Annotated in this window: 13 protein-coding genes and 2 pseudogenes; 9 read left to right on the forward strand and 6 right to left on the reverse strand. The window is 65.2% G+C overall.

Annotated elements, in window-relative coordinates; all coding sequences use genetic code 11:
* Positions 1–80: 80 nt before the first annotated feature.
* A complete protein-coding gene (locus ACVIJ6_RS15365; RefSeq protein WP_456773380.1) occupies positions 81–1,475 on the reverse strand; it encodes a lytic murein transglycosylase in 1,395 nt (464 codons plus the stop codon).
* Between the two features lie 216 nt (positions 1,476–1,691).
* Between ACVIJ6_RS15365 and galU the strand changes: the two genes are divergently transcribed.
* Positions 1,692–2,573: a UTP--glucose-1-phosphate uridylyltransferase GalU gene (gene galU, locus ACVIJ6_RS15370; protein WP_456773381.1), complete on the forward strand. Its 882-nt coding sequence runs from the start codon at positions 1,692–1,694 to the stop codon at positions 2,571–2,573.
* A 47-nt stretch (positions 2,574–2,620) separates the two neighbouring features.
* On the opposite strand, the gene ACVIJ6_RS15375 is transcribed toward galU, so the two are convergent.
* Positions 2,621–4,129 (reverse strand): diguanylate cyclase, encoded by a 1,509-nt coding sequence (locus tag ACVIJ6_RS15375; RefSeq protein WP_456773382.1) that lies wholly within the window; start codon positions 4,127–4,129, stop codon positions 2,621–2,623.
* 140 nt (positions 4,130–4,269) lie between these two features.
* Here ACVIJ6_RS15375 and ACVIJ6_RS15380 point away from each other — a divergent pair, with 140 nt between their 5' ends.
* The 7 genes and pseudogenes from ACVIJ6_RS15380 (at position 4,270) to ACVIJ6_RS15410 (ending at position 12,429) form a co-directional block, all read left to right on the forward strand.
* Positions 4,270–4,527 carry a DUF7662 domain-containing protein gene (locus tag ACVIJ6_RS15380; RefSeq protein ID WP_456773383.1) on the forward strand — a complete coding sequence of 86 codons (258 nt, stop codon included), beginning with the start codon at positions 4,270–4,272 and terminating at the stop codon, positions 4,525–4,527.
* A 142-nt stretch (positions 4,528–4,669) separates the two neighbouring features.
* Positions 4,670–6,463, forward strand: a complete 1,794-nt coding sequence (locus tag ACVIJ6_RS15385) for a peptide ABC transporter substrate-binding protein (RefSeq protein ID WP_456773384.1) — start codon at positions 4,670–4,672, stop codon at positions 6,461–6,463.
* Between the two features lie 265 nt (positions 6,464–6,728).
* The gene (locus ACVIJ6_RS15390; RefSeq protein WP_456773385.1) at positions 6,729–8,522 is read left to right on the forward strand and encodes a peptide ABC transporter substrate-binding protein; all 1,794 of its coding nucleotides are present in this window, start codon (positions 6,729–6,731) and stop codon (positions 8,520–8,522) included.
* Positions 8,523–8,565: 43 nt separating this feature from the next.
* Positions 8,566–9,526 (forward strand): annotated as a pseudogene (locus ACVIJ6_RS15395) (ABC transporter permease).
* Positions 9,492–10,433, forward strand: coding sequence for an ABC transporter permease (locus ACVIJ6_RS15400; protein ID WP_456773386.1), 942 nt, complete (start codon positions 9,492–9,494; stop codon positions 10,431–10,433). The pseudogene ACVIJ6_RS15395 and the gene ACVIJ6_RS15400 overlap by 35 nt, the downstream one beginning before the upstream one ends.
* Entirely contained in the window at positions 10,433–11,431 is a 999-nt protein-coding gene (locus tag ACVIJ6_RS15405) for an ABC transporter ATP-binding protein (RefSeq protein WP_456773387.1), read from the forward strand. The genes ACVIJ6_RS15400 and ACVIJ6_RS15405 overlap by 1 nt, the downstream gene beginning before the upstream one ends.
* On the forward strand, positions 11,431–12,429 hold the full coding sequence (locus ACVIJ6_RS15410; protein ID WP_456773388.1) for an ABC transporter ATP-binding protein: 999 nt from the start codon (positions 11,431–11,433) through the stop codon (positions 12,427–12,429). The genes ACVIJ6_RS15405 and ACVIJ6_RS15410 overlap by 1 nt, the downstream gene beginning before the upstream one ends.
* A gap of 15 nt (positions 12,430–12,444) precedes the next feature.
* On the opposite strand, the gene ACVIJ6_RS15415 is transcribed toward ACVIJ6_RS15410, so the two are convergent.
* Both ACVIJ6_RS15415 and ACVIJ6_RS15420 read right to left on the reverse strand, forming a co-directional pair.
* Positions 12,445–14,430, reverse strand: a complete 1,986-nt coding sequence (locus tag ACVIJ6_RS15415; RefSeq protein WP_456773389.1) for a cache domain-containing protein — start codon at positions 14,428–14,430, stop codon at positions 12,445–12,447.
* Between the two features lie 362 nt (positions 14,431–14,792).
* Positions 14,793–16,646, reverse strand: coding sequence for a feruloyl-CoA synthase (locus ACVIJ6_RS15420; protein WP_456773390.1), 1,854 nt, complete (start codon positions 16,644–16,646; stop codon positions 14,793–14,795).
* A gap of 279 nt (positions 16,647–16,925) precedes the next feature.
* On the opposite strand from ACVIJ6_RS15420, the gene ACVIJ6_RS15425 reads away from it, so the two are divergent.
* The gene (locus tag ACVIJ6_RS15425) at positions 16,926–17,405 is read left to right on the forward strand and encodes a MarR family winged helix-turn-helix transcriptional regulator (protein ID WP_456773391.1); all 480 of its coding nucleotides are present in this window, start codon (positions 16,926–16,928) and stop codon (positions 17,403–17,405) included.
* A gap of 37 nt (positions 17,406–17,442) precedes the next feature.
* Here ACVIJ6_RS15425 and ACVIJ6_RS15430 read toward each other — a convergent pair.
* A pseudogene (locus ACVIJ6_RS15430) lies at positions 17,443–20,320 on the reverse strand (EAL domain-containing protein).
* A gap of 168 nt (positions 20,321–20,488) precedes the next feature.
* Positions 20,489–21,487, reverse strand: a complete 999-nt coding sequence (locus ACVIJ6_RS15435; RefSeq protein ID WP_456773392.1) for an NAD(P)H-quinone oxidoreductase — start codon at positions 21,485–21,487, stop codon at positions 20,489–20,491.
* Positions 21,488–21,528: the final 41 nt, after the last annotated feature.

Raw genomic sequence — 21,528 nt, forward strand, 5'->3', positions numbered from 1 at the left:
AACGGGCATTCACTGGATGGTGTTGATGTCCGTCGCCAAACGCCACAGAAGGTTACCGGGACGGCTCAAAATGCCGCTGCTCAGCGGCTGCGTAGCCGTTCCAGGACGTCGGTGGTTGCGAAGCCGTCGGCGGGGGCGCCGATCGAGGCCTGGAAGTTCCGCAGCGCCTCCCGGGTCTGGCCGCCGAACTGGCCATCCGGCGTGCCGCGGTAGAATCCGCGCTCGGCGAGCAGCTGCTGCAGCTCGAGCCGCTCGGCCCGCGACAAGGTGCGTTCCTCGCGCGGCCAGGCCTGCACGAAAGGTGGCGCGCCGCGCAGTCGGTCCGCAAAATGCCCGATCGCCAGCGCATAGGCCTCGGCCGGGTTGTATTTCATGATGACCCGGAAATTCTGCAGCATCAGGAAGCCCGGCCCTTGGGCGCCTGCGGGCGCCAGCAGATAGGCCTTCTCGGCCGTGGCCGGGAACGGCTGGCCGTTGGCCCGCCTCAGCCCGAGCTGCTCCCACTGGCCGAAGCTCATGGTCTTGGAGCGGTCGGCCAGCATGAAGTTGAAGCCTTGCGGCAGCACGACCTCGTAGCCCCAGCTCTGGCCGCTCTGCCAGCCGTCCTTCTTCAGATTGTTGGCCGTCGAGGCGATCAGGTCGGCCGGGTTGTCGACGACGTCGCGGCGGCCGTCGCCATCGGCGTCGACCGCGAAGCGCTTGAACGCGGTCGGCATGAACTGGGTCGGTCCGAACGCGCCGGCCCAGGAGCCGCGCAACTGCTCGGGACGGAGATCGCCGCGGTTGAGAATTTCCAGCGCCGACAGGAACTCGTCCTTGAAATAGGCTTGGCGCCGGCCGATGCAGGCGAGCGTTGCGGTCGATTGCAGCACGCTGCGATCGCCGATCTGGGTGGAATAATTGGATTCGATGCCCCAGATCGCCGCAATAATGTAGCGATCGACGCCATAAGAGCGCTCGGTGGCATCGAACTGCGCCTTGTATTTCGCCAGCACCTCGCGACCCTTGGCGAGCCGATTGTCGTTCACCAGGATGTCGAGATAGTCCCAGATCGATTTGGTGAACTCCGGCTGCGCATCGAGCAGGTCCATGATGCGCAAATCCGGCGTCAAGCCCGCGGTGAAGCGCTGGAAATTGTCCTGGGTGATGTTGCGGCGTGCGGCATCTGGCCACATCGCAGCGACGCAGCCGTCGAAATTGCCGGCGGCCTCGCGGATCGCGGCGGCGGTCATCAAGGGGTGGCCCGAGGCGCCGTCCTCGCCGCTCCAGGGTTGCGGACCGGCGGCCGAGGGGGCCTGCGCCGGCGCGGACGAGCCTGGGTTGCCATTGCTGAGCGTGCCCGTGAACAGGCTGTCGAGGAAGTTCAGCGGATTGCCGGATTGGGCCTCGGCGGAACCCGACACCGCCAGGGCGGATGCGACAATCGCGGCCCTCGTCCCGGTCCTCAAAGCTGCAAGCATGACGTTCCGTCGCATCGTGATCTCGTCCATCGCAGGAAAGGGCACCAGGAGGCCCGCTCCGGCTTAACGCAAGATTAACAAGGTTAACGATTTCTCGGCAGCGAAATATGGCGATCCTGACCGGGTCGGAGGGAACGCTCGACCAACATCCGCCTTTGTTCTCGGCTGCAAACGAGCTACCAACATGCGATCGATTTCGCATTCATTCGTCACAAGGTTTAGTCATCCCCCATGAAGATCCGCAAAGCCGTATTTCCGGTCGCCGGTCTCGGTACCCGCGTCCTTCCTGCCACCAAGGCGATGCCGAAGGAGATGCTGACGATCGTCGACAAGCCGCTCATCCAGTACGTCTTCGACGAAGCCAAGGAAGCCGGCATCGAGCATTTCGTCTTCGTGACCGGGCGCAACAAGACCGCGATCGAGGACCATTTCGACCGCATGTATGAGCTCGACGCGACGCTCGCGGCGCGCGGCAAGAAGACCGAGATGGAGATCCTGGCCCGGGACCAGCCGGAGGCCGGAGCCGTCAGCTTCACCCGTCAGCAGGCACCGCTCGGCCTCGGCCACGCGGTGTGGTGCGCGCGCGACATCGTCGGCGACGAGCCGTTCGCGGTGGTGCTGCCGGACGAGCTGGTGCTGAACACGCCCGGCTGTCTCGCGCAGATGATCGCTGCGGCGAACAAACTGCCTGAGAAGAGCAATCTGCTCGCGGTGCAGGAGGTGCCGGCCGACCAGACCCATCAATACGGCATTTGCGGCGTCGGCAAGCGCGACGGCAAGATCTTCGAGGTCGACGGCATGGTCGAGAAGCCCGCCAAGGGCACGGCGCCGTCGAACTTCTCGATCACCGGGCGCTACATTCTGCAGCCGGAGATCTTCAAGATCCTGGCGACGCAGGAGCGTGGCGCCGGCGGCGAGATCCAGCTCACCGACGCGATGATCGGCCTGTCGAAGAATCAGAAGTTCTATGGCGTCGACTTCGACGGCGAGCGGCATGATTGCGGCTCGAAGTCCGGCTTCCTGAAGGCCAACATCGCCTTCGCCATGGCCCGTGCGGATCTGCGCGACGGCCTGCGCGCGGACATGAAGCGGTACCTCGAAGGCAAGAGCTGACCGACGCCGTCAGGGATCGGGCGCATGCATCGCAGCGGTTGGCGGCGTCACGCCGCCAGCGAGGCTGCTGACGACACGCCGGGCACCGCCACGGCGACGCAGCGGTTCCGGCCCGCGGCCTTGGCCATGTACAGCGCTCTGTCGGCCGCGTTCATCAGCGCGGTCCAGTCGGCATCGCGCGATGGCGTCATGCTGGCAACGCCGATGCTGACCGAGGTGTTGCCTGCCTCGCCCGCCCAGATCGCGACCTTGCTGCGGATCGTCTCGGCGACGTGAAGGGCATCGGCGTCCGATGTCCCGGGCAGCAGGACGGCGAACTCCTCGCCGCCATAGCGCGCCGCGCAATCTCCGGCCCGGCGGACCGAATCGGAAATGCAGACGGCGATGCCGACCAGCACCTGATCGCCCGCCTGGTGCCCATGATTGTCGTTGTAGCTCTTGAAGTGGTCGGCATCGATCATCAGCAGCCCCGGCGGCGCCCGGTGTCGCAGCGCCCGCCGCCATTCGATCTCGATCGTCTCGTCGAACTTGCGCCGGTTCTTCAGGCCGGTCAGCGGATCGGTCGTGGCGAGTTGCTCCAGCCGGGCCTCGACCTTGGTGCGCAGCTGGATCTCGCGCGCGGCAACCTGCGTGGCCGCCAGAACGAACACGATCAGCGCCAGCATCATCGCGCCGATCTGCATGGCCTCGTGGCGCCAATAGGCGTAGACGCTCTCCCAAGTCTTGCTGGCCACCACCACGAGCGGCTCGGTGCCGTTGCGCCAGACCAGCAGCCGCGGCAGATCGTCGAGCGCGCCGTAGCTGCTGGACCATCCCGTCGGCTCGGTCAGTGCGCGGGTCACGGCCGGGGCCCGCGCCAGGTTGCGGCCGATCGCGTCCGGATCGAACGGTGCGCTGACGATCAGGGTGCCGTCGCGTCTGAACACCGTGATGCTGTCGCCGGGGCCAAGCGTCAGGCTCCCGAACAGGTCGCGGAAATAGCTGAGGCGAATCGAGCCGGCGACGACCCCGGCGAAGCGCCCGTCAGGCGTCGAGATCCGGCGGCTCAGGACGATGGAGGAGGGGCCACGATGCTGCGCCGGGCGTCCGACATAGAGGCCGGCATCGGAGCGGTCGCGATGGACCTGGAAGAAATCGGCGTCGCTGCGATCCTCGGGCTGCGGATCGAGCGTGGCGGAATCGATGATCAGCCGACCCCGGGCGTCGAACACCTGGATCGTCCCGAAATTCCTTGCGGTCGAGGCGCGATCGAACAGGATCAGCTGGCGAAGCGGCTTGCTGACCTCGTGAATTTCAGGCAGCAACAGGTTGCCCGCCACGGCCCGCAGCGAGAGATCGTAAAGCTCGACGTTGCGGCTGATGTCGGCGGCAATGCTGGCGGCCATGTTCTCCAGGGCCTGCCGGGCGCGGACTTCCTCGCCGCGGCGCAGGTCGATCATGACGCTGGCGCAGATTGCGGAGAAGCCGATGATGGTCGAAATGGAGCAGCTGATCAGCGTGCGCGCCGAGAGTCGCCAAGGCTGCTTTGCCCGGCCTGTTCGGCGTGTCCAGCGCATCAGCCCGTCCCGTCCCGTGGAATCCCGCCCGTAAACTGACGGGTCACCGGAAGTAACGCATGTTAGATTAACGAGTCGTTGCGTCCGCCGCGCTTGTCGTCAAGGCGGCCGCACACGCGCTGCTACGAGGGAGTCGAGACTTGCCGGACTATGATGCGCTTCGAGATTATCTGAAGCGGCAGACCCTTCCCGAATTGACGCTCAGCTTCGAGGCGATCGAAGAGCTTATCGGTGACAGCCTGCCGCGTGCGGCGCAGCGCGCGTCGTGGTGGGACAGCCTGAGAAGCCCGCAGGAGAAGATGCCGCAGCGCGAGGCTTGCCTGGCCGCGGGGTATGTCGCGACGCGCATGCCCGACGGCAAGGGCGTGCGCTTCCGCCGGCTGAAGCAGAAAATGTGAGCTCCGCGCCGCGCGGCCCACGCAATTTTTGGTTGCCAGGTTCTTGGACGCCGGTTGTGGCGGATTGGCCCGCTTCCTGCTCTCAATGGGCGGCGGAATGATGCGGCTTTCGCGCAGCCATGCCGCGCAGAGGAGATGCGAGATGAACGAACGGGACCTGCGCGGCGAGATCGCTGCGGTCAAAGAAGGCCGGCTGTCACGCCGCGAATTCGTGCAGCGGATGATCGCCGTCGGGCTGACAGCGCCGATGGCCGGCATGATGCTGGCACATTCCGGGGTCGCCATGGCGGCCCAGGAGTTTCCCTACAAGCCCACCAAGGCCGGCGGCGGCGGGCCCTTGAAGTTGCTGTTCTGGCAGGCGCCGACGCTGCTCAATCCCCATTTTGCCATCGGCACGAAGGACCAGGAGGCAGCGCGGGCCTTCTACGAGCCGCTCGCCGGCTGGGATGCGGAGGGCAATCTCGTGCCGGTGCTGGCGGCGGAGATTCCCAGCATGGCGAACGGCACGGTCGCAGCGGACGGCACCTTCGTCATCTGGAAGCTGAAGCAGGGCGTGACATGGCACGACGGTCATCCGTTCTCCGCCGACGACGTGATCTTCAATTGGCAATATGCGACCGATCCCGAGACGTCGGCGGTCACCAGCGGCGATTACAAGCACATCAAGGCGATCGAGAAGATCGACGATCACACCATTCGCGTCGTGTTCGCGCAGCCGACGCCGTTGTGGATGACGGGCTTCGTCGGCGGCGGCAGCGCGCTGATTCCCAAGCATCTGTTCGGCGACTATATCGGCGCCAAGTCGCGCGAGGCGCCGAACAATCTCAAGCCGGTCGGTACCGGCGCCTATCTGTTCGTCGATTTCAAGCCGGGCGACGTTCTGCTCGGCAAGCTCAACCCGAATTATCACGTGCCGAACCGGCCGTATTTCGACACGCTCGAGATCAAGGGTGGCGGCGATGCGGTCTCGGCAGCGCGCGCGGTGCTGCAGACCGGCGAATACGACTATGCCTGGAATCTGCAGGTCGAGGATGAGATCCTGCTGAAGCTGGAGAGCGGCGGGGCAGGCCAGGTCGAGATCGTGCCTGGTGGCAATTTCGAGTTCATCCTGCTCAACGCCACCGATCCCTGGACGGAGGTGGATGGCGAGCGCTCCAGCATCCAGACGAAGCACCCGGTGTTCTCGGACCCGGCGGTGCGTGCGGCCATCAATATGCTGATCGATCGCGCGTCGGTGCAGAAATACGTCTACGGGCGCGGCGGCATCGCGACGGCCAATTGCATCAACAATCCCGCACGATACCGTTCGCCAAACACCAGCTTCGAGTTCAACATCGCCAAGGCCAACGAGCTGCTCGACGGCGCCGGCTGGAAGAAGGGCGCCTCCGGCATAAGGGAGAAGGATGGCAAACAGCTCAAGCTGGTGTTCCAGACCTCGATCAATGCGCCGCGGCAGAAGAACCAGGCGATCATCAAGCAGGCCTGCCAGAGGGCAGGCATCGAGCTCGAGCTGAAATCCATCGTCGGATCGGTGTTCTTCTCCAGCGACACCGCCAATCCGGACACTTATGCGCATTTCTATTGCGACATGGAGATGTATCAGTGGTTCACGCTGTCGCCCGAGCCGCAGAACTTCATGAACCAATATGTCTCCTGGGAGGTGGCCAGCAAGGCCAACAAATGGCAGGGCCGCAACATCAGCCGCTGGCAGAGCAAGGATTATGACGATCTCTACAGGGAGCTGACGCGGGAGATCGATCCGGTGAAGCGCGCCGCGCTTTACATCAGGCTCAACGATACGGTTTGCGCGGGTCACCACGTGCTGCCGCAGCTCAGCCGGCCGCGCATGTCAGGACTCCGAAAGGGGCTGCAGACCCATTCCTCCGGCTGGGACAATGATCTGTGGCAGCTGCCGAACTGGTATCGTGAGGTCTGAGGTCAACCTCAGCGTTTGATCCCATCACCAGGCACTCTGGTCGGGAAGCCTCCCGGTCAGGTGCCTGTTCCATTTTCCGGGATATGCTGCTGCAACTAATTACCGCAGTGCAAAGGTGCGACAATCGATCCCTTCCATATTGCGAAATTGGCCCGGAATCTGCTTTGACACTCGGCTCGAAGGCTGATCCAATTTTAAGCAGCGTCCCCCTTATGTATGGCATGGCGCTTTTTTTGGGCATCAGCGCCACTGTGGAGTCGATTGAATGAACGAGCGTGACCTCCGTCGCCAGATCGCTGATGTCAAAACAGGGCGTCTGTCACGACGCGAATTTGTGCAGCGGATGATCGCCGTCGGGCTGACCGCGCCGATGGCTGGCGCCATGCTCGCGCATTCCGGGATCGCGCAGGCCGCAGAAGCGATTCCCTATAAGCCAACCAAGGCGGGCGGCGGCGGACCGCTCAAGCTGCTGCTCTGGCAGGCGCCGACGCTGCTCAACCCGCATTTCGCCGTGGGAACCAAGGACCAGGAGGCGTGCCGCCTGTTCTACGAGCCGCTCGCCGGCTGGGACAAGGAAGGCAATCTGGTTCCGATCCTCGCCGCGGAGATTCCGAGCAAGGAGAATGGCGGTCTCGCCGCCGACGGTCTGTCCGCGATCTGGAAGCTGAAGCCCGGCGTGAAATGGCACGACGGCAAGCCGTTCACGGCCGACGATGTCGTCTTCAACTGGGAATACGCCAACAATCCCGAGACCTCGGCGGTCTCGATCGGCAGCTACAAGAACGTCAAGGCAGTCGAGAAGATCGACGATCTCACCGTCAAGCTGATCTTCCCGCAGCCGACGCCGTTCTGGGCCGATGCCTTCGTGGCTTCGTTCGGCTGCATCATTCCGAAGCATCTGTTCGGCGACTATATCGGCGCGAAGTCGCGCGAGGCGCCGGCCAATCTGAAGCCGGTCGGCACCGGCCCCTATATGTTCGTCGACTTCAAGCCGGGCGACACCGTCGCCGGCAAGCGCTTCCCGGACTATCACGTGCCGGCGCAGCCTTATTTCGACACGGTGGAGATCAAGGGCGGCGGCGATGCGGTGTCGGCGGCGCGCGCGGTGCTGCAGACCGGCGAATATGACTACGCCTATAATCTGCAGGTCGAGGACGAGATCCTGACCAAGCTCGAGGCCGGCGGCCAGGGCAAGACCGAGCTGACGCTGACCGGAAACATCGAATATATCGGCCTCAACGTCACCGATCCCAATGTCGAGGTCGACGGCGAGCGCGCCAGCCTCAAGACCAAGCATCCGCTGTTCTCCGATCCGGAGGTGCGCAAGGCGATCAATCTCCTGATCGATCGCGCCTCGGTGCAGAAATTCATCTATGGCCGTGCCGGCGTCGCGACGCCGAACTTTCTCAACAATCCCGAGCGCTACCGTTCCAAGAACAACAGCTTTGAGTTCTCGATCGAGAAGGCCAACCAGATCCTCGATGCCGCAGGCTGGAAGAAGGGGGCGTCCGGCATCCGCGAGAAGGACGGCAAGCCGCTCAAATTCGTGTTCCAGACCTCGATCAACGGGCCGCGTCAGAAGAACCAGGCGATCATCAAGCAGGCCTGCCAGAAGGCGGGCATCGATGTCGAGCTGAAGTCGGTGGTCGCATCCGTGTTCTTCTCCTCGGATGTCGCCAATCCCGATACTTACACGCATTTCTACTGCGACATGCAGATGTATCAGACGACGATGCCGCAGGCCGATCCGCAGTTCTTCATGAACCAGTTCACCTCCTGGGAGTGCGCCACCAAGGAGAACAAGTGGCAGGGCCGCAATGTCTGCCGCTGGCAGAACAAGGACTATGACGAGACCTACAAGCTGGCCCAGAGCGAGCTCGATCCGGTCAAGCGCGCCGCGCTGTTCATCAAGCTGAACGACCTCGTCGTGCGCGACAATTACGTGCTGCCCGAGATCAACCGGCTCAACGCGATCGGCGTCAAGAACGGCATGGTGCTGTACAAGAGCGGCTGGGATAATGACCTGGCGTTCATCGCATCCTGGTACCGGGCGAGCTGACGCGCGGCCAGCATGACCAGCCAGACATCGTAGGGGGGGAGCGATGGGAAACTACCTTCTCAGGCGCCTCCTCGTCGCCGTGCCGAGCCTGCTCGGCATCAGCCTCATTCTGTTCGTGCTGCTCGCGCTGGCGCCGGGCGATCCGTTCGGCGAGCTCGCGACCAATCCGAACGTGCCGCCCGAGGTGCGCGAGGCGCTGCGCATCAAGTTCGGCATGAACGATCCGATCCTGCTGCGCTATATGCGCTGGCTGATCGCCATGCTGCATGGCGATTGGGGCTTCTCCTTCGCCAGCCGCGTCAACGTCGACACGCTGATCCTGCAGCGGATTCCGACCACGCTCTACGTGGTCGGCACTGCGCAGATCCTGGCGTTGGCGGTCGCGCTGCCGGTCGGCGTGCTGGCGGCGCGGCGGCCCTATTCGATCTTCGACCAGATCGCCAACACCTTCGCCTTCATCGGCTTCTCGCTGCCGACCTTCTTCACCGGCCTGCTGCTGATTCTGATCTTCAGCGTCAATCTCGGCTGGCTGCCGTTCGTCTACCGCGCCGATCTGCAGGCGACCGGCTGGCAATGGTGGTGGGAGAGCATCAAGCAGGCGATCATGCCGATCACGGTGCTCGGCCTGTATCAGGCCGCGTCCTACACCCGCTATGTGCGATCCGCGGTGCTCGACGTCATCAAGCTCGATTATGTCACGACGGCGCGCGCCAAGGGCCCTCGACGAGCGCAAGGTCATCGTCAAGCACGTGGTGCGCAACGCGCTGATTCCGGTGGTGACCTTGGTGGCGCTGCAGATGCCGACCGTGTTCGGCGGCGCCATCGTCACCGAGCAGATCTTCCGCATTCCGGGCATCGGCTCGCTGCTGATCAGCGCGATCCTCGCCAACGACACGCCTGTCATTATGGCCGTGACCTTCGTGTTCGCCTGCCTCGTCGTTCTCTTCAACCTCATCGCAGACATTTTGTATGGCTGGCTTGACCCACGCATCTCCTTCCGTTGAGGCGGCGCCGGTCGCCGCGTCGGGCAAACGGCGCTTCTCGCCCGGCCGCGACGCGCTGCGCCGCTTCCTGCGCCATCGCATGGCGGCGGCGAGCATCCTCGTGCTCGCGCTGCTCGCTTTGTCGATCGTGCTCGGCCCGCTGCTCTGGCGCATCCCGATCAACGAGATCGACTTCACCGCCCGGCTGGCGCCGCCGTCCTGGGAACATCCGTTCGGCACCGACGATCTCGGCCAGGATCTGCTGGCGCGCATGATCTATGGCGGCCGCATCTCGCTCGCGGTCGGCTTCGCCGCGATGGGCGTGGCGCTGATCGTCGGCATCGTCATCGGCGCGCTCGCCGGCACCTCCAAGGGGCCGGTCGACGCCGCGCTGATGTGGCTGACCGACCTGTTCCTGTCGCTGCCGCAGCTGCCGCTGCTGCTGCTCATCATCTATCTGTTTCGCGACTTCCTCAAAGGCTGGCTGGGGCCGGAGGGCGGCGTGTTCGTCCTCATCGTGCTGGTGATCGGCGGCTTTCGCTGGATGCCGGTGGCGCGCCTGGTGCGCGCGCAGTTCCTGTCGCTGCGGGAGAAGGAGTTCGTCGAGGCCGCGCGCGCGCTCGGTGCCTCCAACATCCGCCTCGTCATTCGCCACATCCTGCCCAATGCGCTCGGTCCGGTGATCGTCGCCGGCACTATCGACGTCGCAGCGGCGATCATCGCGGAATCGACGCTGTCGTTCCTCGGTCTCGGCTTCCCGCCGGATATTCCGACCTGGGGCCGGTTGTTGTTCGACGCCAAGGACTATCTCGACATCGCGCCGCATTGGGCGCTGTTCGCCGGCGGCGCGATCTTCCTGACCGTGATCGCGATCAATTTCATCGGCGATGGCCTGCGCGATGCGCTCGATCCGCGGAAGGTGATGTGATGGACGCGCGTGTCGCACCGCTCCTCGAGATCAAGGGGCTGAAGACCTATTTCAACAGCGACGAAGGCCAGGTCCAGGCTGTCGACGGCGTCGATATCTCGATCAACCGTGGCGAGACCCTGTGCGTGGTCGGCGAGTCCGGCTCGGGCAAGACCGTGACCGCGATGTCGGTGCTGAAGCTGATCGCGATGCCGCCGGGCCGCATCGTCGGCGGGCAGATCCTGTGGCAGGGCCGCGACCTGGTACCGCTCGGCTCCTCCGAGATGAACAAGATCCGCGCCAGCGAGATCGCGATCGTGTTCCAGGAGCCGATGACCTCGCTCAATCCGGTCTACACCGTTGGGGACCAGATCGCCGAGGTGATCCGGCTGCATCAGGGCCTGTCCAAGAAGGCGGCGATGGAGCGCGCGGCGGAGATGCTGGCGCTGGTGCAGCTTCCCAACCCGCAGCGCCGCATTCACGACTATCCGCATCACTTCTCAGGCGGCCAGCGCCAGCGGGTGATGATCGCGATGGCGCTGTCGTGCAATCCGAAGCTCCTGATCGCGGACGAACCGACCACCGCGCTGGACGTGACGATCCAGGCCCAGATCCTCGATCTGCTGCTCGACATGAAGGAGCGGCTCGGGATGTCGATCATGCTGATCACCCACGCGATGGGCGTCGTCGCCGAGGTCGCCCAGCGTGTGGTGGTCATGTACGCGGGCCGGGTGGCCGAAGAGGCGCCGGTCGAGCGCCTGTTCGCCAATCCGCGGCATCCCTACACCCAGGGTCTGATCCGCTCGATTCCGCGGATCGATCTCGCCGCGGTGAAGAAAAGCCGGCTCGAGAGCATTCCGGGCAGCGTGCCGAAGCTGATCAATCCGCCCGAAGGCTGCCGCTTCGCCTCGCGCTGCCGCTTCGCTATTCCCGAGTGCACGCGCGCGCAGCCCGAGCTGCGCGAGATCGAGCCCGGCCACAAGGTGGCGTGCATCCGCGCCGAAGAGACGTTGCTGTGATGACCGACACCGCCATTGCTCCCGCCACCGCACCGGCGCCTTTGCTCAGCGTGCGCAACCTGACCAAGGCGTTTCCGATCCGGGGCGGATTGTTGAAGCGCCAGATCGGCAGCGTGCGCGCCGTCGACGGCGTCAGCTTCCACATCGAACCGAGCGAGACGTTCGGCCTGGTCGGCGAGTCCGGTTGCGGCAAGTCGACCACCGGCCGCTGCGTGCTCCGGCTGATCGAGCCGAGCTCGGGCGAACTGATATTCGAAGGCAAGGACGTGATCGCGCTGTCCGGCGAGAGCCTGCGCGCGCTGCGCCGCGACATCCAGATCATCTTTCAGGATCCCTACGCCTCGCTCAATCCGCGCATGACCATCGGCGCCATCATTGGCGAGGCGTTGACGATCCATGGCCTCGCCGCCTCGCGCCAGAAATACGAAGAGCGCATCGTCCATCTGCTCGAGACCGTCGGCCTGCAGGCCGATCATATGACGCGCTATCCGCACGAATTCTCCGGCGGCCAGCGCCAGCGCATCGGCATTGCACGCGCGATCGCGGTCGAGCCCAAGCTGATCATTTGCGATGAGCCGGTGTCGGCGCTGGACGTCTCGATCCAGGCGCAGGTCATCAATCTGCTCGAGGACCTGCAGCAGAAGTTCGGCATCGCCTATCTGTTCGTCGCCCACGACCTCTCGGTGGTCGAGCATATCAGCCGCCGCGTCGCGGTGATGTATCTCGGCCGCATCGTCGAGACCGCACCGTCACGGCTGCTCTATGCGGCACCGAAGCATCCTTACACCGAAGCGCTGCTGTCGGCGGTGCCGATCCCGGATCCGAGCGTCAAGCGCAAGCGCATCCGGCTCAAGGGCGAGGTGCCGAGCCCGATCGATCCGCCGTCGGGCTGTCACTTCCATACCCGCTGTCCCATCGCCAAGGATGTCTGCAGCAAGGAGGTGCCGCCGCTGAAGGCGAGCGCCGAGGGGCATCTCGTCGCCTGCCATTTCCGGTGAGATGAAGCCGCGAGCTCAGGCGGCCTGACGATCGGAGATCAGCGCCGTCAGGCGCGCCGCCTGCTCCGCGTTCAGTGTGAACTGGACGAGGGCCGTGCGATCGCTGACGCGGGTCACGGTGCCCGGCAGATCCGAGACCATGCCGGTGATTCCGAGCGCGACCGGCGTGTTGATCGACAGCCGGACCGGAATCTGCTCGAGCAGCGCGCCGCCGAGCGACAGGTTGCGCACGGTCACTGCAATCGGGTCGCCATTCACCTGCAACGTACCTGGGCGGTTGATGTTCAGTCGCGTCGACAGGCGGCGATCGACATCGGCGGTCGAGGTCCGGATCACCCGCACCAGCTCGGTACGAAGCCGCTGCACCTTGTCGGCGACATTGGTCGATCCGTCACGGATATCGGTCGAGCGCCGGCCGGCCTCGCTGGCCTCGCGCGAGACCTCCGCGATCTGGGTTGCGACCTCGCGCGCCGCGGCCGAGGTCTCCTCGACTGTACGCGAAATCTCCATGGTCACGCTGTTCTGCGCCTGGATCGCATCGGCAATGCCGGTGGACACTGCTTCGACATTGCGGATGACTTCGCCAATGGCGCCGATCGACGAGACCGAGGCGCGCGTCGACTCCTGGATCTCGGCGATCTGTTGCGCGATCTCGCTGGTCGCCTTCGCGGTCTGCTCGGCGAGCGACTTGACCTCGGAGGCCACGACGGCGAAGCCGCGGCCGGCATCGCCGGCGCGGGCCGCCTCGATGGTCGCGTTCAGCGCCAGCAGGTTGGTCTGGCCCGCAATCTCGCTGATCAGGCTGGTCACGGCGCCGACCTTGTCGGCGGCCTCGGACAGTTTCGCGATCGTCGCCTGGGCCTCCGACGAGGTTGCGACGGCCTTGCGCGTGAGCTCGCGCGATGCGTTGACCTGGCTGGAGATCTGCGCGATCGACACGGCCAGCTGCGACGAGGCCTTCGCCACGGTCTGCGTCGTGGCCAGCGCCTGCTCGGCCGCAGCCGCGACGCTGCTGGAATTCCGCTCCAGCGTCAGCGCGCTCTCCGTCATCGACTTGGCGTTGCTGGCCATATGGCCGGTCCCTTCGGCGACCTCGCCGACAGCCGTGCTGGCAGCGTGCTCGACCGCCTCGGCCATCTCCTGTAAAGCCTTGCTCTTGATCCGCTCGGCGACCTGGCGCTGCTCGTCCTCGAGCATCGCCGTCTGTCGCGCCTTCTCCTCGGTCTTCTGCCTGAACTGCTCGATCGAGCGCGCCATGTCGCCGAGTTCGTCACTGCGGTTGAGGCCCGGCAGCTTGATCTCGAAATTGCCGTGGCCGAGCTCGGTCAGCGCGCCGCTCATGGAGGCGAGGGCCGACGACATCCGCCGCGCGATGATCAGGGTGATCGATCCGATGATCAGCATCACCAGCATGGCGGCGATGAACACGCCGCGCTTGCTCTCCCACATCTGCGCTTCGAGATCGTCGACATAGACGCCGGTGCCGATGATCCAGCCCCAGGGCTCGAAGCCGGCGACGTAGGACAACTTGGGCTGCGGCGCGTCCTTGCCGGGCTTCGGCCACATGTAGTCGACGACGCCGGCGCCCTGGCGCTTGACGACATCGACCATCTCCATGAACAATCGTTTGCCGTTCGGATCCTTGTTGTCGGCGAGGTTCTGGCCATTCAGCTCCGGCTTGACCGGATGCATCACCATCTTCGGACCCATGTCGTTGATCCAGAAGTAGTCGCCGCTGCCATAGCGCAGCTTGCCGATCCGCTCGGCGGCCTTCTTCTGCGCGACGTCGGGTGCCACCTTGTCGCGCGCGATCGCGTCATACTCCTCGCGCGCGATGCTGAGCGCGGTCTGGGTCAGATGCGCGAGCTCGCTCTGCCGCTGCTCCTGCAGAGCCGTGGCGAGATTTTGGCTTTGCGTCGCGGCGAGGCCGGCGAGCCCGCAGAAGGAGAGCCCGATGATCGCGTAGAGACGGAGGGCAAGCGAGAAGCGCGGCTGAGCCATGGCACGGTCCGGGCAAGAGGGTAGATGCGGACGACTTTAAGGAAACGCAGTTGATGCCCGGTTAAGTGCGGATGGTCGTGCATTGCAGGATCTGCGCCGTTCTCCGTAGTTTCACGGGCTTTCGCACGCGGATGGAACGCAACTTCAACCGATGATTGGTCCTGATTAGTTGTTAGGCACGTGGCGGACCGCTCAAGCGGTTGTAGGTCGAAGCGGATACACGGGCACCGTCTCGTGTCGTGTCTGAGATCCCCAAAGCGGACTCATCGAGATGCGGCGAACAGGATCGACGCCGCGCTCATGCGTTTCGGGCTTCTCTACGCGTGCGGCTTTGCAACCAGCTGACCTGGTGGCTCAGCCGCCTACGCCAGCCGGATCAGGTCGGATGCCGCATCGTCCTGCAGCCTGGCGACCAGGTCGCTCCGACGGGAGAGCACCGCGCGCTGATTGATGTAGCCCTTGTCGGTGATCTCGCCGGCATCGAGCGACGGCGGCTCGGCCATCAGCAGCGCGCGCATGGCGTAGCGCGATGAGCCGACCGCCTCCATGCGCAGCTTTGCCATTCCTTCCGCGATCGCGTCGCGGACTGCCGGATGCGCGAGCACCTCGCCGACCGAGGCCGTGTTTGCGAGCGTGGCCTTGCTGCGGCAGGCGGGGATATTCGGGACGACCAGGAAATGCACCTCGTCCGTGCCATGGCCGGCGACCACAATGTCCTGGGCCAGCGGCGCCAGCGCCGCGATCCCGGCGACGCGCAGCGCGCCGACATTCACCCAGGTGCCCGAGCTGAGCTTGAAATCCTCGGTGATGCGGCCGTCGAAGAACAGGCCGCGCTCCGGATGCTCCGGATCGGCGAACTTCACGGCATCGCCGATCTTGTAGAAGCCTTCGCCGTCGAAGGCTGCGGCCGTCAGCTCCGGCGCCTTCCAATAGCCCGGCGTCACATTGGGCCCGCGCACCCGGATTTCGAGCTTCTCGCCCGAGGGCACCAGCTTCAGCTCCGTGCCGGGAATCGGCACGCCAATATTGCCGGCACGCTCGGCGAAGAAGTGACAATCAGTCGCCAGCGGCGAGGTCTCGGTCGCCCCCCAGGCCGACAGCAGCGGAGCCGGCCGCCCGACGCTGGCCAGGCTCATCTCGTTGAGCGCGTCCCACAGGTTCTGCGGCAGCGCCGCGGCTGCGTAGAAAATGCATCTGACGCCGGAGAAGAATTGCTGGCGAAGATCGTCATCGGTCTTCAGCGCGGCGACCAGCATGTCGAAGCCACGCGGCACGTTGAAATAGATCGTTGGCACTTTGCTGCGGAGATTGGCGAGCGAGGTGTCGAACAGACCGGGGGCCGGCTTGCCACCGTCGATATAGAGCGAACCGCCCTGGCTCAGCACCAGGTTGAAGTTGTGATTGGCGCCGAAGGTGTGGCTCCAGGGCAGCCAGTCGACGATGACCGGGCCGCCTTCGACCTCGCGCAGGAACGTCCACAATTGCGCCTTGGCCTGCTGGCTGGTCGTCATCATGCGCTGCGTGTTGATCACCGCCTTGGGCTGCCCGGTGGAGCCGGAGGTGAACAGCAGCTTGGCGACCGTGTCCGGCGTGACGGCGGCGAAGGCGTGGTCCACTTCGGGGCCCGGTGTTGTCGCGATCAGGGTCTGCAGCGGCACGGCGCTCGTGCCATCCCCGTCACCGGCGATGATGGTCGCCCGGTGGAGGCTCTCGATCGCGCTCAGCGCAGGCGCGAACGGCGCGCGTTGCGCAACGAAGATCGCGCCGGGATCGAGCAGCCGGATCATCGCGCGCAGCTTCTCATGGTCGGTCGACATCAGCGAGTAGGCCGGCGAGATCGCACTGACGGTGACGCCGACATGCTGCGCGGCCAGCGCCAGCACGGCATGCGCGATGCTGTTGTCGGAGAGAATCGCGAGCGGACGATCGGGGCCGAGGCCTTGCGCCAGCATCCAGGCCGCCGCGGCGCGCACCTGCGCGCGCGTTTCGCCATAGGTCAGCCCTGTCCAGCCGTCACCACGGCGCTCGGCCAGGAAGGTCCGGTCAGGGACGCTGCGCGCCCAGTGCTCCAGCCATTCGCCGCTGCAGCGCGCAGCCGGCGCGAGCGCTGTGCGTGAGCGCAGGATGATCGCGCCATCATCGCGCCTGACGGCCTCGATTGCGGGCTCGGCGAACATCGAAGGTACGGAGAGGATCTGGCGTTCGGCGCTAGCCATTGCGCGCCTCCGCATTCCGAGCGGCCGTCGCCGATACGAGGCCAGAGAATGCGTCGCAGCAAGATAGGCTATCCGCTGTTGCACACGGTCGCGGCGCTGTCGTCACGCGTGCAGCCGCTGTCGAGGCCGACATGGCTTGTCCCTCCCATTTGGTATTCGTTGCGGGAAAGACTAGCAGAATGATTGTGGTTTGCAATTATTGTGAATGTGACCTTTTGTGGCGGCTTGTTCTGACGATGTCGCCGGTCTAGGCATGGATGTCCACGGCAGCGAGAAATCATGTCCAAGAGCGTGAACGCCGGAGCCCAACGCGACGCCGCGAAGCCGAGCGGGGAGATCGGGCTCGGCGAGCTCGAGAACCATCTCGGCTATTTCGTCCGTCGTCTCCAGCATTGGATCTTCCGCGACGTCAATGCGGCGCTGGCCGCGGTGGAGCTCGACGTCATCCTCTATTCCATCCTGGAGACGATCGCGGCCAATCCAGGCACGACGCAGATCGCGGTCGCCGGCGCGCTGGGCATCGAGCGTGCCCGGATGGTCGGGCTGCTCGACGATCTGCAGCAGAGCGGCCTGATCGTGCGCGAGCGCTCCGAGCATGACCGCCGGGCGCATGCGCTCGGCCTGACGCCGCGCGGCCGCCTGATCCTGAAGAAGGCCAACGCCCTCGTGGCCGCCCACGAAAAGCGGGTGGCGGGCCGGCTCGGCTCCGACAATTATCGCCGCGCGCTGGCGGCGCTGTCGCAATTCGAGATGGATTGAGCGGGCCCGAAGACGGCGTGCGATGCCCGTGGGCGTCTCAGCTCGCGGCTTCCAGCCGCTCTTCGGTCAAGAGCCGCATCGCGGCATCGGCATCCATAGGCTCGCCGAAGACGTAGCCTTGGGCATATTCGCAGCCGAGCTGATAGAGCTCCACGGCGTCGGAATCCGACTCCGCGCCTTCCGCCACCACGTCCATGCCGAGATCATGGGCCAGCGCGATGATCGATTTGAGGATCACCGGGCGGGTGCCGCGCGCGGTGGTGCGCACGAACGACTGGTCGATCTTCAACGTGTCGAACGGGAAGCGCTGCAGATAAGCGAGCGAGGAATGGCCGGTGCCGAAATCGTCGATCGACAGGCCGACGCCGAGCTCGCGGATGCGCGTCAGCATCTGCGCGGCATGTTCCGGGTTTTCCATCACCAGCGATTCCGTCAGCTCGATCTTGAGCGAGCCGCGAGCGACCGACGAGCGCGCCAGCACCGAGCGGATGTCGTGGATGAGGTCGTGGCGCAGCAGCTGCCGCGAGGAGACGTTGACGCTGGCGAAGATCGGCTCGCGCAGGCGCGTCGCGCGCTGCCACACCGAGAGCTGCCGCGCGGTCTGGTCGAGCACGAAGGTGCCGAGATCGACGATCAGCCCGATCTCCTCGGCGATGGTGATGAACTCGTTCGGCGACATCCGGCCGAGCTTCGGATGATCCCAGCGCGCCAGGGCCTCGAAGCCGGCGATCGAGCGATCCTCCAGCCGCACGATCGGCTGGTACAGGATCGTGATCTCCTGGCGTTCGATCGAGCGGCGCAGCTCGCTCTCCAGGGTCAGGCGGTCGTTCTTGCGGGGCGCGCATCGCCGGCTTGTAGACGTCGATGCGGTCGCCGCCGATCCGCTTGGAATGATACATCGCAAGCTCGGCATCCTTGATGATGTCCTCCGACAGCTGCACCTGCGGGTCGGACAAAGCGAGGCCGATCGAGGCGGTCAGAAAGATTTCGCGCTCGTTGAAGGCGATCGGGGCGCGGATGGTCTTGCGGATGGTCTCGGCGAAGGCGGTGATGCGCGCCGGGTCCTGTTCGGACAACAGGATCAGGCCGAACTGGTCGCCGGCCAGCCGCGCCAGCGTGTCCTGCGGCTTGAGCGTGCGCGACAGCCGCCGCGCCAGCGTCAGCAGGATGGAATCGCCGACGGCGATGCCGACGGAATCGTTGACCTGCTTGAAGCGGTCGAGATCGATCACCATCAGGGTCGGCCGCAGGGTCGGCATCGACTTGGCGAAATTGGCGACGGCGGCGAGGCGATCGATGAACAGCTTGCGGTTGGGCAGGCCGGTCAGATTGTCATGCACGCTGTCGTGGAGCAGGCGCTCCTCGGCATTCTTGAACTCGGTCACGTCGGTCAGTGTGCCAACCACGCGCGAGACCTCGCCGTCGGAGCCGACCACCGGGCGCGCCTTCAGCGCGAACCACATGAAGTGACCATCCGGCGTCCGCAGCCGGAAGTCCTGCACTAGGCGGCCACGGCGCTGGTCGAGCACGCTGTCCAGCGCGGCGCGGAAGCGGTCCTGATCGAGCGGGTGCAGCACCTCGAGCCATTTCGCCGCCGGGCCTTCGAGCGTGCCGCGCTTGAGGCCGAGCAGGCTCTCGGTCTCCGGGCTGGTGAACACCTTGTCGGCGGAGACGTCCCAGTCCCAGATCAGGTCGCCCGAGCCGGCCAGCGCCAGCGCGCGCCGCTCGACGTCGGACACGATGCCGGTGCTGGCGCCGCCGCCCGCGAAGGCGTGCTGCATGACCGTGAAGCCGATCAGCATCACGATCAGCACGAGGCCGCCGAGCAGCGCCGGACCGACGATATCGTTGGTGACCTGGCCGGCCACCGTCATGCCGGCGGCGCCGACCCAGACCGCCAGCAGGAACCAGGTCGGGATCAGCAGCACCGCGCGGTCGAAGCCATGGCTGGAGAGATAGACGATCAGCGCGAAGCCGAGCACGGCGATCAATAGCAGCGACATCCGCGCGATGCCCGAGGCCACCGCCGGATCGAACAGCGCCACCGCGACCAGTGAGCCGAGGAAGAACAGCCAGCCCAGCGTGATGTGCGAGTAGCGAACGTGCCAGCGCGACAGATTGAGATAGGCGAACAGGAACACCAGCAAGGTGGCGGCGAGGATCGCCTCGCCGGAGGCGCGCCAGACCCGCTCGGCATTGTTCGACATGTCCAGGACCTTGCCCCAGAAGCCGAAATCGACGCCGATATAGACCAGCACCGCCCAGGCCAGCGCCGCGGCGGCCGGGAACATGATGCTGCCCTTGACCACGAACAGGATGGTGAGCACCAGCGCCAGCAGGCCGGAAATGCCGATCACGATGCCCTGGTACAGCGTGAACGAGTTGACCTTGTCCTTGTAGGCCTCGGGCTCCCACAGATACAGCTGCGGCAGCTTGTCGGTGCGCAGTTCAGCCACGAAGGTGACGACCGAGCCGGGATCGAGCGTGACGCGGAAGACGTCGGCGGTCGGGCTCTCCTGCCGCTCGGGCAGGTCGCCGATCGAAGGCGTGATGGTGGCGATGCGCGACAGGCCGAGATCGGGCCAGAACACGCCGGAGCCGACGACGCGGTAATGCGGCGCGACGATCAGGCGGTCGAGCTGGTCGTCGGTATTGTTGGCGAGCGCAAACACGATCCAGTGCTGGCCGCCTTCGCGGGCCCGCACCTCGATGCGGCGCACGATGCCGTCGGTGCCGGGCGCGGTGGAGACCTGGATGCGGTCGTTCTCGCTGCGCTGATGATCGAGAATGCCGGTCAGGTCGATGGCAGGCGCGTCGCTGCGGACGCTGACGGCGTCAACGGCCTGAGCGGGGGCAGCGGCACCACACATCACGAGGCCCAGCGCCAATGACGCCAGGCACCTGATCAGACGCAATGTCAAATCTCCGCGTTCGACGCCAAACCCCAGCGAAACAGATCAAACCTAACGCAACGTTCGCAAAGGATTTGGAGCCGTTCCAGGCACGGTTCAGATGTGCGCGATCATTGGCACGAAAGCGAGGAAAAACAAAGAGTTTCCAAACACGCTCTGTTTAGACCGCGCCTAGATTTCCAACACAATTTTGCCAATATGTTGGCTGGTCTCCATGCGCGCATGCGCTTTCGCAGCCTCGACCAGCGGAAAGGTCGAGTCCATCAGCGGCTTGATGCGGCCCTCGCGCAGCAACGGCATCACTTTGGCCTCGATCGCCGCCACCATCGCCGCTTTGTCGGCGTTGCTGCGCGGGCGCAAGGTCGATCCGGTGTGCGTGAGGCGCTTCACCATCAGCTTGACGAAGTTCACGGTCGCCTTGGGGCTACCCAGGAAGGCGATCTGAACGATGCGGCCATCGGTGGCCGCGGCGTCGTAATTGCGCTCGATATAGTCGCCGCCGACCATGTCGAGGATGACGTTGGCGCCCTTGCCGCCGGTCGCTTCCTTGACCACGGCGACGAAATCTTCCGTCTTGTAGTTGATGGCACGGTCGGCGCCGAGCTTGACGCAGGCAGCCGCCTTGTCCGTCGAGCCGACGGTGACCAGCACCTTGGCGCCGAACGCCTTGGCGAGCTGGATCGCCATGGTGCCGATGCCGGACGAGCCGCCATGAACCAGCAGGGTCTCGCCCGCGGTCAGTCCGCCGCGCTCGAACACGTTATGCCACACCGTCATCAACGTCTCGGGGAGGGCGCCGGCCTCCAGGATCGACAGGGCCGACGGCACGGCCATCGCCTGCGCGTCCTGGGCGATGCAATATTCGGCGTAGCCGCCGCCGGCGACCAGCGACATCACATGATCGCCGAGCCTATGCCGCACAGCGCCGTCGCCGAGCGCCACCACTTCGCCCGCGACCTCCAGGCCCGGCAGGTCGCTGGCGCCTGGCGGCGGCGGGTAGCTGCCGGAGCGCTGGGCGACGTCGGGACGGTTGACCCCCGCAGCCTTCACCTTGATCAGGATTTCGCCGGGACCCGGCTTGGGAACCGGCCGGGCCTCGGGCTGCAGTACCTCGGGGCCACCCGGCTTGCTGATGGCGACCACGGTCATTTGCGCGGGCAGCTGTTCCATGAGATGTCCTTCAGCACGACGTTGAGATCAGGATGTTGAGA

This window comes from Bradyrhizobium sp. USDA 4369 (assembly GCF_054056435.1).

Excerpts from the sequence above, each read along its gene's own strand:
- ACVIJ6_RS15420 (WP_456773390.1), bottom strand. The coding sequence starts at position 16,646 with ATGGCTAGCGCCGAACGCCAGATCCTCTCCGTACCTTCGATGTTCGCC.
- ACVIJ6_RS15365 (WP_456773380.1), bottom strand. The coding sequence starts at position 1,475 with ATGCGACGGAACGTCATGCTTGCAGCTTTGAGGACCGGGACGAGGGCC.
- ACVIJ6_RS15375 (WP_456773382.1), bottom strand. The coding sequence starts at position 4,129 with ATGCGCTGGACACGCCGAACAGGCCGGGCAAAGCAGCCTTGGCGACTC.
- ACVIJ6_RS15425 (WP_456773391.1), top strand. The coding sequence starts at position 16,926 with ATGTCCAAGAGCGTGAACGCCGGAGCCCAACGCGACGCCGCGAAGCCG.
- ACVIJ6_RS15415 (WP_456773389.1), bottom strand. The coding sequence starts at position 14,430 with ATGGCTCAGCCGCGCTTCTCGCTTGCCCTCCGTCTCTACGCGATCATC.
- ACVIJ6_RS15390 (WP_456773385.1), top strand. The coding sequence starts at position 6,729 with ATGAACGAGCGTGACCTCCGTCGCCAGATCGCTGATGTCAAAACAGGG.
- ACVIJ6_RS15385 (WP_456773384.1), top strand. The coding sequence starts at position 4,670 with ATGAACGAACGGGACCTGCGCGGCGAGATCGCTGCGGTCAAAGAAGGC.
- galU (WP_456773381.1), top strand. The coding sequence starts at position 1,692 with ATGAAGATCCGCAAAGCCGTATTTCCGGTCGCCGGTCTCGGTACCCGC.
- ACVIJ6_RS15410 (WP_456773388.1), top strand. The coding sequence starts at position 11,431 with ATGACCGACACCGCCATTGCTCCCGCCACCGCACCGGCGCCTTTGCTC.
- ACVIJ6_RS15435 (WP_456773392.1), bottom strand. The coding sequence starts at position 21,487 with ATGGAACAGCTGCCCGCGCAAATGACCGTGGTCGCCATCAGCAAGCCG.
- ACVIJ6_RS15405 (WP_456773387.1), top strand. The coding sequence starts at position 10,433 with ATGGACGCGCGTGTCGCACCGCTCCTCGAGATCAAGGGGCTGAAGACC.
- ACVIJ6_RS15400 (WP_456773386.1), top strand. The coding sequence starts at position 9,492 with ATGGCTGGCTTGACCCACGCATCTCCTTCCGTTGAGGCGGCGCCGGTC.